Source organism: Streptomyces sp. R-07, assembly GCF_049913175.1.
Lineage (GTDB): Bacteria > Actinomycetota > Actinomycetes > Streptomycetales > Streptomycetaceae > Streptomyces.
Genome location: NZ_CP183978.1, coordinates 1,619,547 through 1,635,380, shown reverse-complemented (window position 1 = coordinate 1,635,380; position 15,834 = coordinate 1,619,547). Strand labels below are relative to the sequence as shown.

Sequence of the window (15,834 nt, the reverse complement as noted above, 5' to 3'; positions counted from 1 at the left end):
GGGGCTCAGAGGTACTCGGCCGGCTCCCCGCTCGACGCGCGGGAGCCGCGCCGCAGCTCGTGCACCAGCGAACCGGGCGGCAGGCCGTCCGGTACGCGCTGCTCGGCCAGGACCACGGCCGCCCCGCGCTCCACGGCGAGCGCCGCGAGCATCCGGTACGTACGGGCCGCGACCGGCGGGGCCATGCCGAGCGACGGCTCGTCGACGAGCACCACGCGCGCGCGTGCGAGGAACGCGCGGGACAGCGCCAGCATCCGGCGCTCCCCGCCGGACAGGGTCCCGGCCGTCCTCGACAGGAGAGGAACCAGCTCCGGGTACGGGGCGGTGGCGTCGGGCACGGGAACCCCGGGCGCGGCGAGCGCGAGGTTCTCGGCCACCGTGAGCCCCGCGTACACCGCCCGCAGATCCGGTACGAAGCACAGCCCGTGGCGCGCCCGCCCGTGCGCCGGCATGCGGGTCACGTCGGCCCCGCGCCACTCCACCCGGCCCGCCGAGAGGCCCACCGTGCCGGCGAGGGCCCGCAGCGCGGTCGTCCGGCCCGCGCCGTTGCGGCCCAGGAGAACCGTGACCGTCCCGCCCGGCACGGGCAGGTCGAGGCCGTGCAGGGCCTCCAGGGGGCCGTAGCGGACCCGGGCGGCGCGCAGGGCCATCTCGACGCTCACGACAGGATCCGGCCCCCCTCCATGGTGTGCACCGTGTGCGCGATCCCGGCGACGAGGTCCGGGTCGTGCTCGACGACGAGGACGGTCAGGCCGTCCGCCGAGAGGGCCGCCAGGATCCGGGCGAGCGCGGCCGTCTCCGTGGCGTCCAGTCCGGCGGCGGGCTCGTCCAGGAGGAGCGTGTGCGGCCGTCCGGCCAGCGCGCGGGCCAGCTCGACCCGGCGCAGCGTTCCGGTGGGCAGGTCCGCCGCCGCGCGGTGCCGTACGGGCCCGGCGAGCCCGAGCAGCCGCAGGCTCCGCTCCACGCCGCCCGGGTCCCCGCGGACATGGCCCCGCTCCGCGCCGAGGCGGACGTTCTCCTCGACGGTCAGCGACGGGAACACGGCGAGCCGCTGGAACGTCCGGGCGATGCCGAGGCGGGTCCGGGCGTGGGCGGACCGAGAGGTGATGTCCGTGCCGTCGAGCGTGATCCGGCCCTGGCCCCGGCGGGGGCGGAGGGTCCCGGCGAGACAGTCGAAGAGGGTGCTCTTGCCGGCGCCGTTGGGGCCGACGAGGGCGGTGACGCGGCCGGGGGAGAGGCCGAGGGTGACGTGGGAGAGGGCGGTGACCCCTCCGGGGTAGGTGAGAGTGAGGTCGTGCGCGTGGAGTCCGGTGTGGGGTGCGGGTCTTCGTGCGGGGGACCTGGCGCTGTCTGCGGCCGGCGGGCCGTGGGGGTGCGTCCGCCCTTCGGGCGGACCAGGGTTCCCACCCGCACCGCGCGTGCCGCTTGTCGACAGAGGTGCGGGTCTTCCCGTGGGGGTTTCCGCGCCGTCGGCGGCCGACGGCCCGTGGGAGGGCGGTGGGCTGTGCCCCACAGACGCCGGGCCAGGAGCGCCCGCAGCAGCCGCCCAGCCGCTCGGTCTCCCCTGCGGCAGCAGCGTCATCAGGGGCGGTACTCGGCCCGTCAACGCCGCCAGGAGGCCTATCAGGGCCGCTGCCGTGCCCGCCTGGGGGCCCGCGTCCAGGGTCGTCAGGAGGGCCGCCGCGGCCAGCGGGGTGAGGAGGCTGTCCGCGCCGAGGACCAGGACCGCGGCGAACCAGAGCAGGCCGCGGACCGGGTCGTACTGCTCCGGGTCGAAGGCGCGCAGGCCGAGGCCGAGGAGCCCGCCGCCGAGGGCCGCCAGCGCCGCGCCCAGGACGAAGGCGAGGAGCTTGAGGCGGGGCACCGGGACGCCCGACGCCTCGGCGCCCGGCTCGTGGTCCCGCAGCGCGGCGAGCGCGCGGCCCGTGCGGCCCCGGCGGAGGGCGGCCACCAGGGCGAGGCAGCAGGCCAGCACGACCAGCTCCAGGGCGTAGAAGGCGCGGTCGTCGGCGAAGCCCGCCGGGCGGCCGAGGGCCAGGCCCGCCGTCGCGTACGGCTGGGTGAGGACGAAGCGGCTCACCGCCACCCCCACGGCGAGGGTCGCCAGGGCGAGGGCCAGGCCGTGCCGCCGGATCGCCGGACGGGCCGTCACCAGGCCCGCCACCGCCACCATCGGCACCGCGAGACCCAGGGCCAGGAGGGTCGGGAGCCCGGCCGCCGCCAGGAGCGCCGTGAAGAGGGCGCCCAGGCCCGCGTACGCCGCCTGGCCCAGCGCGATCTGGCCGCCCCGGCCCGCCACCACGACCAGCGACAGGAGGATCACGGCGAGCGCGGGGACCTGGACCGCCGTGTGCAGGTCGGAGCCCGCGAACCCGAGGGGCAGGAGCAGCAGGACGCCGACCACGAGCCACACGGCCGTCGGCACGCGCGTGGCGCGCGACGGCGGCGGCAGCGCGTCCCGGCCCTTGCCGCCGACGCCCGGCAGGACGAGCGCCGCCACCAGGAGCGCCACCACGAACAGGTTCGCCCCGACGGCCTGGAGCAGCGGTCCCGCCCAGCCCTCCGGGTGCAGCCGGGTCAGCTGCGCCTGGGCCACCCCGATGGCGAGCGCGGCCGCCACGGCCACTGGCAGGGACCGCATCCGGGCGATCACCGCGACCGCGATCACCTCGACGACGAGCAGCGGCATCCCGTACGGGTCGAGCCGTACGTACGGGGCGAGCAGCACACCCGTGAGCCCGGCCGTGAACGAGCCGAACGCCCAGCCCGCCGCCGCGACCCGGTCGGCGTCGATGCCCGCCAGGACGGCGAGCGGCCGGTTGTCCACCACCGCCCGCAGCTCCCGGCCGAACCGCGTCCACCGGGTCACCGCCCCCACCAGGCAGGCCAGCGCCACCACCGCGGCGAGCTGCGCCCACGGATCGTCGCCGAGCAGCACCGGCGCGTCGTCCCGGGCCCCCGGGCCCCACAGCAGCACCGCCCCGCCCACCAGGAGGACGAAGACGCCGATCGTCGCCACCAGGGTCTGCGCCGGGTTCGAGCCGAGCAGCGCGAGCGGGCGGAAGACGCCCCGGTCGAGCGCCAGGCCGATGGCGGGGGCGACGAGAAGGAGCGTGACCAGGGCGCCCAGGGGCAGCGGCCAGCCCCATTCGACCACCAGCTGGCGGAGCACGTACGCGCAGACCATGGCGACGGCGCCGTGCGCCAGGTTCAGGACCCCCGTCGCCCGGTAGGTGACGACCAGGCCGATGCCGGTGAGCGCGGCGGCGCTGCCCACCGCGAGGCCGGCGAGCGTCAGCTCGTACGTCAGGGAGGCCACGGCTCACACACCGGGCAGGGGGCGAGCTCCGCGTCCCCCGCCTCCACGGCCTCCGCCTTCCCCTCCACCAGCGGGCAGTCCGGGCGGTGCGCGAGGGTCCCGCCGGGGACCCGCAGGAGGGGGCCGTCCGAGGACGGCGGAGGAGTCTCCTCCGGCTCGGGGAGGCGCGGCTCCGGAGGGCCTACGGGAAGCAGCGCCGCCGCACCGACGAGGACCGCGCCCACCACCAGCAGCGCGGCCCCCGGCACCGTGCACGAGGCCAGATAGGGCAGCTGGCGCTCCGCGAAGCGCTCGCCGGAGATCCCGTACCAGCCGAGCACGCAGAGCACCGCGCCCCCGGCGGCCGCCGCGAGACCGCCCCACAGCAGGATCCGGGATGTCGGCACGGAGGCCTCCCTCGTCTCTTCCTTGCACTATGCCCCGATCCGTCCCACCCTGGTAACACCAGCCGCTCCGGACTGGCGAGACACCCGGTGGTGAGCCAGATGGTCCTCGAACGACGCGGTGGACGCTCCCGCCTCGCGGTCCTCGGGGCCGTCGCCGTCCTCGGCCTGGCGCCCGCCCTCGTGAGCTGCTCGGACGACGGCGGCGGGAAGACCGGCGGCACGGTCTCGTCCTCCCCGCCACCGGCCGACCAGCCCGCCGATCCGGCCGCCGCCAAGGCCCAGATCACCAAGAACTGGACGGCGTTCTTCGACCCGAACACCCCCGTGGCCGAGAAGGTGAAGCTCCTGGAGAACGGGGAGCAGATGCGGCCGGTGCTCGGAGCCTTCGCCGGCGACAAGAACGCGGCCATGACCTCCGCGAAGGTCACCGGCATCGAGTTCACCTCGGCCACCGACGCGAACGTCACCTACGACCTGCTGGTCGGCGGGGCCCCGGCCCTGCCCGGCTCCCAGGGCACCTCCATCCTCCAGAACGACACCTGGAAGGTCTCCGTGAAGACCCTGTGCGGCCTGGTCGAGCTGAGCGGTGTCACCGTTCAGGGCTGCTGAGGCGGTCGCGGCGCTGCTCCTGGCCGTGCTGCTCGCCCTCCTCGCGGGGTGCGGCAGCCGGCTCCCGGAGCGCGCCTTCGAGACGCGGCCCACCGCCAACCCCTCCGGCGGTGAGCCGCTCCGCGTCGGGATCATCACCAGCACCACCAGCCCGGTCGGCGGCCAGACCTTCACCGGCCCGCGCGACGGAGCCCGCGCCTGGTTCGACGCCCTCAACGCGCGCGGTGGCCTCGACGGACGCCGGATCGAGGTCGAGACCTGCGACGACGGCGGCAGCGGCGTCGGCAACAACGCGTGCGTGCACCGGCTGATCGACGAGCGCGGGGTCTTCGCACTCGTCGCCACCACCGCCCTGAACTACGCCGGCGCTCCCCTCGTCGCCCGCGCCGGAGTCCCCGACATCGGCGGCCAGCCCCTCACCCCCGCCTACGACACCTACCCGCACCTCTACGGGATCTACGGCAGCTCCGCACCGCGCACCGGCCGGCAGCCCGGCTGGGGCGGCACGCTGTACGGCGGGACCGAGGTCTACCACTGGTTCCGCGAGAAGCTCGGCGCGCGGACCGCCGCCGTCGTCTCGTACAACCAGGCCGCCTCCGCCGCCTACGCCCGGCTCGTCACGCGGGGGCTGCGCGCCGAGGGCTACCGGGTCGTCGAGGAACAGGTCGACTTCGCGCTGCCCAACTTCCGTGCGGTCGCCGCCGATCTGCGGGCCGAGCACGTCGACCTCCTCTTCGACGCGATGGACACCCACGGCAACGTGCGCCTGTGCGAGGCGATGGAGAGCCTCGGCGTCCGGGTCGCCGCCAAGGTGACCAACGTGCAGAACTGGTCCTCGGCCGTCTCCCGCGACTACGCCCGGGCGCCCGGCTGCCGGGCCGCCCTGTGGGTGACGGGCTCCAGCCGCAACTACGAGGACACCGGGCAGCCGGCCGTCCGCGCGTTCCGCACGGCGATGGGGGACCGGCCCCTGTCGCAGTGGCAGCTGGAGGGGTGGGCGGCGGCGATGTGGTTCACCGACGCGGCCCGCTCCTGCCTGGCGCGGGGCGCGCTCACCCGCGGTTGCGTGGAGGAGTTCATGAATCGTCCGGAGCCGTACACCGCGCGCGGACTGCTCCTCCCCGTCCGGTTCGAGCACCTGGCCAGGCCGCCCGCGACCCGGAACACCTGCCTGTCGGTGGCCCGTTGGCAGGACGGGCGGGGCTGGGTGAGCCAGGGCGACATGACACAGAACTGCGCGACCGTCCCGCAGCTCGGCTACCGCCCGTGAGCGGCGCCCGCGCACCGGCAGTACAGTCGGGCGACCGACCAAACGACTGACCGGGGGGAACCGGCAGCGCGATGCGTATCTCCTTTCTGCTCCACAACGGCTACCACTACGGCGGCACGATCCGCACCACCTTCACGCTCGCCGAGGAACTGGCGGAACGTCACGAGGTCGAGATCGTCTCGGTGTTCCGTCACCGTGACCGCCCGTTCCTCGGCCTGCCCGCGGGGGTGACCCTGCGCCACCTCGTCGACCTGCGCAAGGACAGCCCCGGATACGACGGCGACCACCCCGACTTCCACCGCCCCGCCGAGGTCTTCCCGCGCGGCGACGGCCGCTGGAAGCAGTACAGCGCGCTCACCGACACCCGGATCGGGGAGTACCTGCGCGGCGTGGAGGCCGACGTCCTCGTCGCCACCCGCCCCGGGCTCAACGTGCACCTCACCCGGCAGGCCCGGCGCGGCCCCGTCCTCGTCGGCCAGGAACACCTCATCCTGGACGGCCACAGCTACCGGCTCCGCCGGGACATCGCCCACGAGTACGCGCTCCTCGACGCCGTCACCACGGTCACCGAGGCCGACGCCCGCGCCTACCGGAAGCTCCGCCTGCCCGGCGTACGGATCGAGGCCGTGCCCAACAGCGTGCCCGCGCCCTCGGTGCCGCCCGCCGACCCCGCGGCGAAGACCGTCGTCGCGGCGGGCCGGCTGACCCGCGTCAAGCGGTACGACGTGCTGATCGACGCCTTCGCGTCCGTGGCCGCGGACCACCCCGACTGGAAGCTGCGGATCTACGGCTCCGGCGACGCCGTCCAGGACCTCAAGGGCCCGCTGACCCGGCAGATCAAGGACCGCGGCCTCGGCGAGCAGGTCTTCCTCATGGGGACCGTCACCCCCATGGAACCGGAATGGGCCAAGGGCTCGATCGCCGCGGTGACCTCACAGCGGGAGTCCTTCGGCATGACGATCGTCGAGGCCATGCGGTGCGGGCTGCCCGTCGTCTCCACCGACTGCCCGAACGGGCCGCGCGAGATCATCGAGGACGGGGTCGACGGGCGGCTCGTGCCGGTCGACGACGTGGCCGCCGTCGCGGCGGCGCTGCGCTCGTTCGTCGAGGACGAGGAGCTCCGGGCCAAGGCCGGACGGGCGGCACTCGCCGCGTCCGAGCGCTTCGACCCGGCGCGGATCGCCGCGCGGCACGAGGCGCTGTGGTCGGAGCTCGTCGCGCGCGGCGCGGGGCGGCGGGTCCATGCGGCGGGGCGGGTGCGGGTGCATCGGGTGGTGGGGCGGGTGATCGACGCGGTGTACGCCCAGAAGGCGAGGGCGGGCCGCCTGATCCGCCGCTTCCGCTGACGCGACCTCACGGGGGCCCGCCTCGACGCGACCGCGCAGGGGGGCGGTGCCCGCGCCCACCACCCGCCCGTGTGGGGCCCGCTCCCCGCTGCGCGGCCGCCCCGCCCACCTGCCGTGTGGGCATACGTTCCGCAAGGGCGGGACGGGTGGGCACACGGGACGGCGCCCTCAGCGGCGCCTCCGCCTTCCGTGCCTGGACCCGCACCCCAGGAGCGCCGCACAACGGGTGCGGGTCAGGGCTCGGGAGCCTAGGCCCGGCACGGGGCGCCGTCCGTTGTGCCCACCCTCCCCCGAGCTCTCGGCTTCGCTCGAGCAGGGGGGACCCCCATCGCCCTTGCGGAACCTATGCCCACAACGGGGGTGGTGGGGTGGCTGGCAGACTCGGGGGCATGTTGGAGACCTCCGCGCGGTTGTTGCGTCTGCTGTCGTTGCTTCAGGCTCATCGCGAGTGGTCCGGGGCCGATCTCGCGGAGCGGCTCGGGGTCACCTCGCGGACCGTGCGACGGGACGTCGACCGGCTGCGCGAGCTCGGTTATCCCGTGCACGCCAGTCCCGGTACCGGCGGCGGCTATCAGCTCGGCGCCGGGGCCGAGCTGCCCCCGCTGCTCCTGGACGACGAGGAGGCCGTCGCGGTCGCGGTCGGGCTGCGGTCCGCCGCCGGGCAGGGCGTCGAGGGCATCGGCGAGAGTTCCGTACGCGCCCTGGCGAAGCTGGAGCAGGTCCTGCCGGGCCGGCTCCGCCGGCGGATCGGGGCGCTCAACGCCTTCACGGTGCCCCTGCTGCGTACCCCGAACGAGCGGGTCGACCCGGCGGTCCTCACCGAACTGGCCAACGCCTGCCGGGACAGCGAGCGGCTCCGCTTCGCCTACCGCGACCACGGCGGCGCGGCCACCCGCAGGACCGTAGAACCGCACCGCCTGGTGTGCACGGAGCGGCGCTGGTATCTGGTCGCCTGGGACCTGGACCGGGCCGACTGGCGTACGTTCCGGGTCGACCGGATCGAGCCGACGCCCCCGCACGGCCCCCGCTTCCCGCCCCGCGAGCCGCCCGCCGAGGACCTGGCCGCCTATGTGGCGAAGGGCGTGTCCGGCACCGCCTACGCGGCGGAGGCGACGGTCCGGCTCTTCGTCCCGCTCGCCGAGGCGGCCGCCGTCGTCGCCCCGCTGGACGGCGTCCTGACGGCGGACGGCGAGGACGCATGTCTGCTGCGGACGGGGGCGCGGACCCTGGACATGATGGTGTTTCACGTGATGTTCATGGGCTTCGACTTCGAGGTGGTCGAGCCCAAGGAGCTCACGGATGCGGTCCGGGTGCTCAGGGACCGCCTGTCCCGGGCCCTCGACCGCGCGGAGGGCTGATCCGCATCCGCTCGTACGCGGCGAACTCCGGGTGGTGGACGTCGAAGGCGGGCGCCTCGGAGCGGATCCGGGGCACGGCGTCGAAGTTGTGCCGGGGCGGCGGGCAGGAGGTCGCCCATTCCAGGGAGCGCCCGTAGCCCCAGGGGTCGTCGACCTCGACCTTCTCCCCGTACCGCCAGGTCCGCCACACGTTGTAGAGGAACGGCAGGGTGGACGCGCCGAGCAGGAAGGCGCCGATGGTGGACACGGTGTTGAGCGCGGTGAAGCCGTCGGCCTCCAGGTAGTCGGCGTACCGGCGGGGCATGCCCTCCGCGCCGAGCCAGTGCTGCACCAGGAAGGTCATGTGGAAGCCGGTGAAGAGGGTCCAGAAGTGGATCTTCCCGAGGCGCTCGTCGAGCATTCGGCCGGTGAACTTGGGCCACCAGAAGTAGAAGCCCGCGAAGGTCGCGAAGGCGACCGTGCCGAAGACCGTGTAGTGGAAGTGGGCGACCACGAAGTACGAGTCGGTGACCTGGAAGTCCATCGGCGGCGAGGCGAGGATGACGCCGGTGAGCCCGCCGAAGAGGAAGGACACGAGGAAGCCGACGGACCAGAGCATCGGGGTCTCGAAGGAGAGCGAGCCGTGCAGCATCGTCCCGGTCCAGTTGAAGAACTTCACTCCGGTGGGCACGGCGATGAGGAACGAGAGCATCGAGAAGAACGGCAGCAGCACCGCGCCGGTGACGAACATGTGGTGGGCCCAGACCACCACGGAGAGCCCGGTGATCGCCATGGTGGCGCCGACCAGCGTCGCGTACCCGAAGATCGGCTTGCGGGCGAAGACCGGGATGATCTCGCTGATGATCCCGAAGAACGGCAGCGCGATGATGTAGACCTCGGGGTGGCCGAAGAACCAGAAGAGGTGCTGCCAGAGCAGTGCTCCGCCGTTCTGGGGCTGGAAGACCACGGCGCCGAGGCGCCGGTCGGCCTCCAGGACGAGCAGCGCCGCCGCGAGGACGGGGAAGGCGACGATCACCAGGACCGCGGTGAAGAGGATGTTCCACGTGAAGATCGGCATCCGGAACATGGTCATGCCCGGCGCCCGCATCCCGATGATGGTGGCGAGGAAGTTGACCGAGGTCAGGATCGTGCCGAAGCCGGAGAGCGCGAGTCCCATGATCCACAGGTCGGCGCCGATGCCCGGCATCCGTTCCAGGCTGTTCAGCGGGGCGTAGGCGGTCCATCCGAAGGCCGGTGGCCCGGTCGGGGTGAAGAACGAGCCGAGGACCATCAGGCCGCCGAAGAGGAACAGCCAGTACGAGAACATGTTCAGCCGCGGGAAGGCGACGTCGGGGGAGCCGATCTGCAGCGGCACGAGCTCGTTCGCGAAGCCGGCGAAGGTGGGCGTGGCGAAGAGCAGCAGCATGATCGTGCCGTGCAGGGTGAAGGCCTGGTTGAACTCCTGGTTCGTGATGAGCTGGAGTCCGGGCCGGGCCAGTTCGGCCCGCATCAGCATCGCCATGAGCCCGGCGAGCAGGAAGAAGACGAACGAGGTGGCCAGATAGAGGTGGCCGATCTTCTTGTGGTCGGTCGTGGTGAGCCAGTCGATCAGGACGCGGCCATGGCGTTGCCGGCCCGATTCGGCGGTCGCGGTCGCTGTCCCGTTGCTCATCGCTGCCTCCGCCTCGCCGTCCTCCCGGCTCCGCGTCTCCGGGCGTTCGGACAGCGTAAGCATTGTGTAAGGGAAGAGTGCGTGCCTGGGGTGCGCGTCGCCGACGCAATTCGGGCCGGGCCTGCGGGAAGAGGCGAATTGAACGCGCCTTACCTGCGCTTCCGCACCCTTCGTGCGAACTGATGGACGTCGATTCGAATTACTGGAGAAACGGCCGGAAACACTCCCCGCGACCGGCGCCGGGCAGGCCAAACTTATGTCGAGAACTTGTGACACAAGCGTGACCGCCAAGGGACTAACGTGAGGTTCATGTCACCCACTTCGCGCACTCCCGAACCGCCCCGCGACGCTCCCGAGTCCTATGTGGGCCTCGACGCCGAAGGCGCCGAGCGGCTCGCCAGGACCCGGGGCTGGAGCGTCGTCCGGTCCCTGCCGCCCGGCTCGATCATCACCATGGAGTACCTGCACGGGCGCATCAACTTCGAGGTCGAGGACGGTTCCGTCACCCGCTGCTGGGTCGGCTGAGGAGCCGGCGGGACCGCACGCGGAAGGGCCCCGGCCGAGATGGCCGGGGCCCTTCCGTACGCGTGTCAGCCGCGGGTCGCCGGGGCGCGCCGGGCGCCGGCCACCCCCACGGGTTCCCGTACCGGCTCGCGGGCCGGCTCCCGGACCGGACGCGGGCCCCCGGAGGCCACGGGCAGCGAGGGCACGAGCCGGCGGCGGTCCCGCAGCCGCTCCCGTACCCGGTCGCGCGCGGCGAGGATCCAGGACTCCGCCACGGCCAGGACCGGCTCGCACCAGGGCAGCGCGAGCAGGACGAGGAGCCCGGCGGCCCAGCCGAGCAGCACGTCGCTCAGCCAGTGCGTGCCCAGGTAGACGGTGGTGAGTCCGACACCGAGCGCGACCACCGCCGAGAGGGCCGACAGATAGCGCCGGGCCCTCGGGGTGGTCGCCAGGTAGGCGAGGATGCCCCAGGTCACGACCGCGTTGGCGGTGTGCCCCGAGGGGAATATGTCGCCCCCCGCGAAGAGCTCCGCGGAGCCCACCTGGGTCGCGTAGTGGGGTCCGAGACGGCCGAGCCCGAGCTTGACCGCGCCCACCGAGACGTTGAGCAGCAGAAGGGCGGCGCCGAGGCACAGCAGGGGGCGCAGGGTGTGCTGGCGCCAGGAGCGCCAGCCCAGCCAGGCGGCCACCATGACGGCCGTGGGGCCGCGCTGGCCGAGGACGACGTAGTAGTCGAGGAAACCGTGGATCTCGGGCCACTGCTGGTAGGGACGGAAGAGCATGATCTTCCAGTCGAGGGTCACCAGCCACGTCGACAGCAGGACGGCCACGATGATGGCGAGATAGAACGCCGACGTCCCGCCGAAGAGGGCGAGACGCGTGCGGGTCATCCGCGGGACCTCTATCTTCGGCGGTTCCGGCTCCCGGTCCAGCCGGGCAAAGATGTCGGTACGCACCCAATGGACGTTACAGGGAGTGAGAAGCAGACCCGGTCGATCCGGTCCCTTCGTGATGACCATGTGATGTGGAGTGGGTCTCACCGACCGGTCTATTCCGGGCGTCCGTCGGGAAATCCGATGACCTTCAGCCCTATTCCGTACGGGAAGATTCCGGAAGCGTGTTTGAACGCCCGTGAATTTCCTCAAACAGACGTCCGTGCGGAATTCCATGCGACGCGCGGTCGGCGCGGAGTGGCGTACGCCACACCGCGAGCCTCGCCGGGGTGAGAGCTGCACCACGCGCTCGGGCCTTGAACTCGCGTACGCTGACGGCTCACTCGCCCGTCGATGCCGGGCCGCCCCAGGGGCATACGCCCTGGTCGGGGCCCGCCGAGCGCGAGAGCTTCACTGGGAGGTACGTACATGTCGCGGACGAACACGGCCCAAGGGCGCCCCAGTGCCGCCGTCGGCGGTGGAGCCAACCGCGGTGGAACCGACCGCGGTGGAGCGAACCGCTGGGTCGTCCTCGTCGTGCTCTGCGTCAGCCTTCTCCTGGTCGCCCTCGACGCGACCATCCTCCACGTCGCCGTCCCCTCGCTCACCGAGGACCTGCGCCCCAGCTCCACCGCCCTGCTCTGGATCGTCGACGCCTACCCCCTGGTCTGCGCGTCGCTGCTGATCCTCTTCGGCACCCTCGGCGACCGGATCGGCAGACGGCGGGTCCTCCTCCTCGGCTACGCGCTGTTCGGCATCGCCTCGGCGGTCGCCGCGCTCGCCACCGAGCCCTCGGTCCTCATCGGGGCCCGCGCGCTGCTCGGCGTCGGCGGCGCCATGATCATGCCCGCCACGCTCTCCATCCTCCGGACGGTCTTCCCCGACCGGCGGGAGCGCGCCACCGCGATCGGCGTCTGGACCGCCACCGCCGCGATCGGTGCCGCCACCGGGCCGGTGCTCGGCGGCTTCCTCGTCGAGAACTACTGGTGGGGCTCCGTCTTCCTCATCAACATCCCGCTGATGGCGCTCATCCTGCCGCTCGGCCGCCGCCTCCTCCCCGAGTCCCGGGGAGCCGCCGGCGGCCCCTGGGACGTCCTCGGCGCGCTCATGGCCGCGGCCGGCATCCTCGGCTGCGTCCTCGGGATCAAGCGCGCGGGCGCCGGCGACCCGCTGCTCGCCCTCCCGACCGCCGGGCCGCTGCTCGTCGGAGCCGCGCTCCTCGTCCTCTTCGTACGACGGCAGAAGCGGCGCCCGCACCCGCTGATCGACATACGGCTCTTCTCCCGGGCGGCCTTCACCACCTCGGTCGGCTGCATCGTGATCGCCATGCTGGCCCTGGTCGGCCTCCAGCTGATCGCCGTCCAGTACCTCCAGCTGGTCATCGGCCTCAGCCCCCTGGAGACCGGGCTCCGGCTCCTCCCGCTGACCTTCGCCGCCATGGCGGCCGGCGCCACCGGCTCGTACACCCTGCGCAGGGTCGGGCCGCGCCGGATGGTCGGCTGGGGCTTCCTGCTCACGGCCTCCGCCGTCCTGCTGCTCACGCTCATGGGGCAGCACGACCGGCCGCTGCTGCTCACGGTGGGCTTCGTGCTGCTCGGTTTCGGCCTGCAGACAACGCTCTTCTCGGCGTACGAGTCGATGCTCAGCGAGGCACCGCCGCGGAGCGCGGGCGCGGCGGCGGCGATCGGCGAGACCTCGTACCAGCTGGGAGCCGGCATGGGCACCGCCATGCTCGGCAGTGTGATGAACGCGGCCTACGCCCCCGGGCTCGGCGGGGTCCCCGGGGTGCCCGCGGAGGCGAGCCGGGCCGCCGCGAACTCGCTCGGCGAGGCGTACAAGGTGGCCGATCAGCTCGGCGGCACGGCCGGTGACGCGCTGCACCACGCCGCCCGGCACTCCTTCGTGACCGGCCTGCACGTCACGCTCTTCGTGAGCGCCGCGCTGCTGATCGTCGGCGCGCTGATGGCGCGGCGACTGCCCCGGATCATGGAGTGTCCGGTGGATCAGGAAGAGGCCTTCGACGCGGCGGTGACGCCGGATGCGTTCATGGCCCCGGAGGGCCCGGAGGGCCCGGACCGGGATGCGGAGCCCCGGGGCACGGAGCCGGCCGGGGCGACGGGGGCGGGAGCGCCTGATGCGGCGCCCGCCGGTCCGGCGGAGCGCGCGGGTGCCTCGGCGACGGCCGGCCTTCCGGAGCAGCCCGGTACTTCGGAGCGGCCCGGTCCGTCGGAGCGGACCGTTTCTCCGGAGCCGCCCGGTTCCTCGGAGCGGACCGTTTCTCCGGAGCGATCCGGTACTTCGGAGCGGTCCGGTTCTCCGGAGGCGTCCGAGCCGCGGGTGCCCGCGACCCGGGAAGCGATCGAGTCCGCCGGCTCGGGACGTCCGGCGCACTGACCCGACCCCGTCGGGAGATGCCCGGCCGGGCCGGCGGACCCGCTCAGCTCTGGTTGAAGAAACCGTCCTGCTGACGCCGGCCCGTCTCGCCGGTGACGATCTGGGTGTCGGCGGGGGTCAGCAGGAAGACCCGCGTCGCGACGCGCTCGATCGAGCCGCGCAGACCGAAGGCGAGACCGGCGGCGAAGTCCACGACGCGCTTGGCGTCGTTCGGCTCCATCGCGGTCAGGTTCACGATCACCGGAACCCCGTCGCGGAAGAGCTCGCCGATGCCCCGGGCGTCCCGGAAGCCGTCCGGGGAGACGGTGGCGATCCGGCGGCCCCGATCCTCGGCGGTGTCCGTGGCCACCCGGACCCGGGGGTCCGTCACCCAGGCGTCGCCGCCCTCGGCACCGTCGGCGTACTCGTCGTCGTAGTAACGCTCGTCGTTGTCCTCGACGAGTCCCAGCCAGGCACTCGCCTTGCGCACCGATCCCATGGACGCCTCCTTTCAGCGCGGTCACTTGTGGTTCCGCAATCCCTATCGTCGTCCATGATGCGGATCGCGCGCCAAGTGGATAGGCGCCGCGCAGGGGATTCGTGACGGTACTGGTGCAGAACGTGAGGGCCGTTTCCTGGCGATTCGTCAGGAAACTTGCGGTATGCGGGGCCTGATGGAGGGCCATGTAGCTGAAAATATGAAAGTCGGGCCACAAGGGTGACGATGGGCGCGTACGGGTGAACGGCACCGCTCGCTACGATGCCGCGAGGCCGCTCGGCGGACCTTCGCCCGCCACAGCCCACGACTCACGGGGGAGTCCTTGTTCGGAATCGTCAGGCCCTGCACCCACCGTCTCACCGACGGACTCAAGACCGAGTGGATGGCCCACCTCTGCGGCCTCTGCCTGGCACTCCGCGCCGACCACGGGCAGTTCGCCCGGGTCGTCACCAACTACGACGGGCTCATCGTCTCCGTCCTGACGGAGGCTCAGACCGGCGTGACCGAGGCAGGCCGCCGCACGGCCGGGCCCTGCGCGCTGCGCGCCATGCGGACCGCGCCCGTCGCCCGCGGCGAGGGCGCCAGGCTCGCCGCCGCCGTCTCGCTCGTCCTCGCCTCGGCGAAGGTACGGGACCACGTCGCCGACCGGGACGGCCTGTTGGCCCGCCGGCCCGTCGCCGCCGCGGCCCGCCGCGTCGCCCGCTCCTGGGACAAGGCCGGGGCCAGGACCGGCCGGGCCCTCGGCTTCGACACGGCCGTCCTCGTCGACGCCGTCGACCGCCAGACCGGGATCGAGTCCCTCGCCGGCATCGGCACCCCCCTGCTCGCCGTCACCGAACCGACCGAGACCGCGACCGCCGCCGCCTTCGCGCACACCGCCGTCCTCGCGGGCCGGCCGGACAACGCGGCGCCGCTCGCCGAGGCCGGCCGCCTCTTCGGCCGCCTCGCCCACCTCCTCGACGCCGTCGAGGACCAGACCGCCGACGCCGCGACCGGCGCCTGGAACCCGCTCACCGCCACCGGCACCTCCCGCGAGGAGGCCCGCCGGCTCGCCGACGACGCCCTCCACGGCATCCGCCTCGCCCTGAAGGACGCCGAGTTCGCCGACGCCAGGCTCGCCCACGTCCTCCTCGCCCACGAGCTGCGCTCCTCGGTCGACCGCGCCTTCGGCACGACCAGCTGCTCGCACGGGGCGCCGGGAGCGGGGCAGGGGCCGGTGCCGGGGAATCCGTACGGGGGCGGGGCCCCCGGCCCGTACGGGTCGCAGAACCCCTACGGGGGGAACCCGTACGGGGGCGGAAACCCCTACGGTGGTGGCCCCATGGGTCCTGGCGGACCCGGCGGCCTGCCGCCGCAGTTCGGCGGCGGTGCGCCCCAGGCCCCCAAGCCGCGCGGCTTCCTCGCCGGGTGCGCCATGTTCACCTGGCTGTTCTGCACCTGCCAGATCTGCTGCGCCAAGGAATACGAGGGGCCCTGGTCCCGCAAGAAGCGCGAGGGCTGCTGCTACGACTGCGACTGCCCCGACTGCTCGGGCTGCGACTGCTGCTGTCCCTGCGACGGCTGCTGACGGCCCGTCGGCCGGCGGGG

The 15,834-nt window shown here is 73.5% G+C and carries 13 protein-coding genes; 7 read left to right on the top strand and 6 right to left on the bottom strand.

Going from position 1 to position 15,834, the window contains the following annotated elements:
- Positions 1-5: 5 nt before the first annotated feature.
- Genes ACN9M0_RS07300 through ACN9M0_RS07290 form a run of 3 tightly spaced genes read right to left on the bottom strand, consistent with a single transcriptional unit; the run spans position 6 to position 3,705 of the window.
- Entirely contained in the window at positions 6-662 is a 657-nt protein-coding gene (locus ACN9M0_RS07300) for an ATP-binding cassette domain-containing protein (protein WP_366040554.1), read from the bottom strand.
- A complete protein-coding gene (locus tag ACN9M0_RS07295; RefSeq protein WP_426403314.1) occupies positions 659-3,319 on the bottom strand; it encodes an ABC transporter permease subunit in 2,661 nt (886 codons plus the stop codon). Before ACN9M0_RS07295 ends, ACN9M0_RS07300 begins: the two co-directional genes overlap by 4 nt.
- Positions 3,307-3,705, bottom strand: a complete 399-nt coding sequence (locus ACN9M0_RS07290) for a hypothetical protein (protein ID WP_399697939.1) — start codon at positions 3,703-3,705, stop codon at positions 3,307-3,309. The genes ACN9M0_RS07295 and ACN9M0_RS07290 overlap by 13 nt, the downstream gene beginning before the upstream one ends.
- Before the next feature lie 99 nt (positions 3,706-3,804).
- Between ACN9M0_RS07290 and ACN9M0_RS07285 the strand changes: the two genes are divergently transcribed.
- The 4 genes from ACN9M0_RS07285 to ACN9M0_RS07270 all read left to right on the top strand — a co-directional run bounded on the left by ACN9M0_RS07285 (position 3,805) and on the right by ACN9M0_RS07270 (position 8,288).
- Positions 3,805-4,314: a hypothetical protein gene (locus tag ACN9M0_RS07285; protein ID WP_426403313.1), complete on the top strand. Its 510-nt coding sequence runs from the start codon at positions 3,805-3,807 to the stop codon at positions 4,312-4,314.
- Entirely contained in the window at positions 4,292-5,584 is a 1,293-nt protein-coding gene (locus ACN9M0_RS07280) for an ABC transporter substrate-binding protein (RefSeq protein WP_366040557.1), read from the top strand. The genes ACN9M0_RS07285 and ACN9M0_RS07280 overlap by 23 nt, the downstream gene beginning before the upstream one ends.
- Before the next feature lie 71 nt (positions 5,585-5,655).
- On the top strand, positions 5,656-6,930 hold the full coding sequence (locus tag ACN9M0_RS07275) for a glycosyltransferase (RefSeq protein ID WP_366040558.1): 1,275 nt from the start codon (positions 5,656-5,658) through the stop codon (positions 6,928-6,930).
- Between the two features lie 389 nt (positions 6,931-7,319).
- Entirely contained in the window at positions 7,320-8,288 is a 969-nt protein-coding gene (locus ACN9M0_RS07270) for a helix-turn-helix transcriptional regulator (RefSeq protein WP_366040559.1), read from the top strand.
- Here ACN9M0_RS07270 and ctaD read toward each other — a convergent pair.
- The gene (gene ctaD / locus ACN9M0_RS07265) at positions 8,245-9,939 is read right to left on the bottom strand and encodes an aa3-type cytochrome oxidase subunit I (protein ID WP_366040560.1); all 1,695 of its coding nucleotides are present in this window, start codon (positions 9,937-9,939) and stop codon (positions 8,245-8,247) included. The two genes, ACN9M0_RS07270 and ctaD, sit on opposite strands and share 44 nt — an antisense overlap.
- 309 nt (positions 9,940-10,248) lie before the next feature.
- Between ctaD and ACN9M0_RS07260 the strand changes: the two genes are divergently transcribed.
- On the top strand, positions 10,249-10,464 hold the full coding sequence (locus ACN9M0_RS07260) for an I78 family peptidase inhibitor (RefSeq protein ID WP_366040561.1): 216 nt from the start codon (positions 10,249-10,251) through the stop codon (positions 10,462-10,464).
- A gap of 65 nt (positions 10,465-10,529) precedes the next feature.
- Here ACN9M0_RS07260 and ACN9M0_RS07255 read toward each other — a convergent pair whose 3' ends face one another.
- Positions 10,530-11,333: a phosphatase PAP2 family protein gene (locus ACN9M0_RS07255; RefSeq protein WP_366040562.1), complete on the bottom strand. Its 804-nt coding sequence runs from the start codon at positions 11,331-11,333 to the stop codon at positions 10,530-10,532.
- A 471-nt stretch (positions 11,334-11,804) separates the two neighbouring features.
- Here ACN9M0_RS07255 and ACN9M0_RS07250 point away from each other — a divergent pair, with 471 nt between their 5' ends.
- Entirely contained in the window at positions 11,805-13,769 is a 1,965-nt protein-coding gene (locus tag ACN9M0_RS07250) for an MFS transporter (protein WP_426403312.1), read from the top strand.
- A 43-nt stretch (positions 13,770-13,812) separates the two neighbouring features.
- Here the strand turns inward: ACN9M0_RS07250 and ACN9M0_RS07245 are convergent, their stop codons facing one another.
- On the bottom strand, positions 13,813-14,247 hold the full coding sequence (locus ACN9M0_RS07245) for a cell division protein SepF (protein WP_030315727.1): 435 nt from the start codon (positions 14,245-14,247) through the stop codon (positions 13,813-13,815).
- A 322-nt stretch (positions 14,248-14,569) separates the two neighbouring features.
- Here ACN9M0_RS07245 and ACN9M0_RS07240 point away from each other — a divergent pair, with 322 nt between their 5' ends.
- Positions 14,570-15,814: a DUF5685 family protein gene (locus ACN9M0_RS07240; protein ID WP_366040564.1), complete on the top strand. Its 1,245-nt coding sequence runs from the start codon at positions 14,570-14,572 to the stop codon at positions 15,812-15,814.
- Positions 15,815-15,834 lie beyond the last annotated feature (20 nt).

What these genes read in the sequence shown, in the direction of transcription:
- ACN9M0_RS07260 (WP_366040561.1), top strand. Translation starts at nt 10,249, where the DNA reads ATGTCACCCACTTCGCGCACTCCCGAACCGCCCCGCGACGCTCCCGAG.
- ACN9M0_RS07245 (WP_030315727.1), bottom strand. Translation starts at nt 14,247, where the DNA reads ATGGGATCGGTGCGCAAGGCGAGTGCCTGGCTGGGACTCGTCGAGGAC.
- ACN9M0_RS07285 (WP_426403313.1), top strand. Translation starts at nt 3,805, where the DNA reads ATGGTCCTCGAACGACGCGGTGGACGCTCCCGCCTCGCGGTCCTCGGG.
- ACN9M0_RS07255 (WP_366040562.1), bottom strand. Translation starts at nt 11,333, where the DNA reads ATGACCCGCACGCGTCTCGCCCTCTTCGGCGGGACGTCGGCGTTCTAT.
- ACN9M0_RS07250 (WP_426403312.1), top strand. Translation starts at nt 11,805, where the DNA reads ATGTCGCGGACGAACACGGCCCAAGGGCGCCCCAGTGCCGCCGTCGGC.
- ACN9M0_RS07270 (WP_366040559.1), top strand. Translation starts at nt 7,320, where the DNA reads ATGTTGGAGACCTCCGCGCGGTTGTTGCGTCTGCTGTCGTTGCTTCAG.
- ctaD (WP_366040560.1), bottom strand. Translation starts at nt 9,939, where the DNA reads ATGAGCAACGGGACAGCGACCGCGACCGCCGAATCGGGCCGGCAACGC.
- ACN9M0_RS07275 (WP_366040558.1), top strand. Translation starts at nt 5,656, where the DNA reads ATGCGTATCTCCTTTCTGCTCCACAACGGCTACCACTACGGCGGCACG.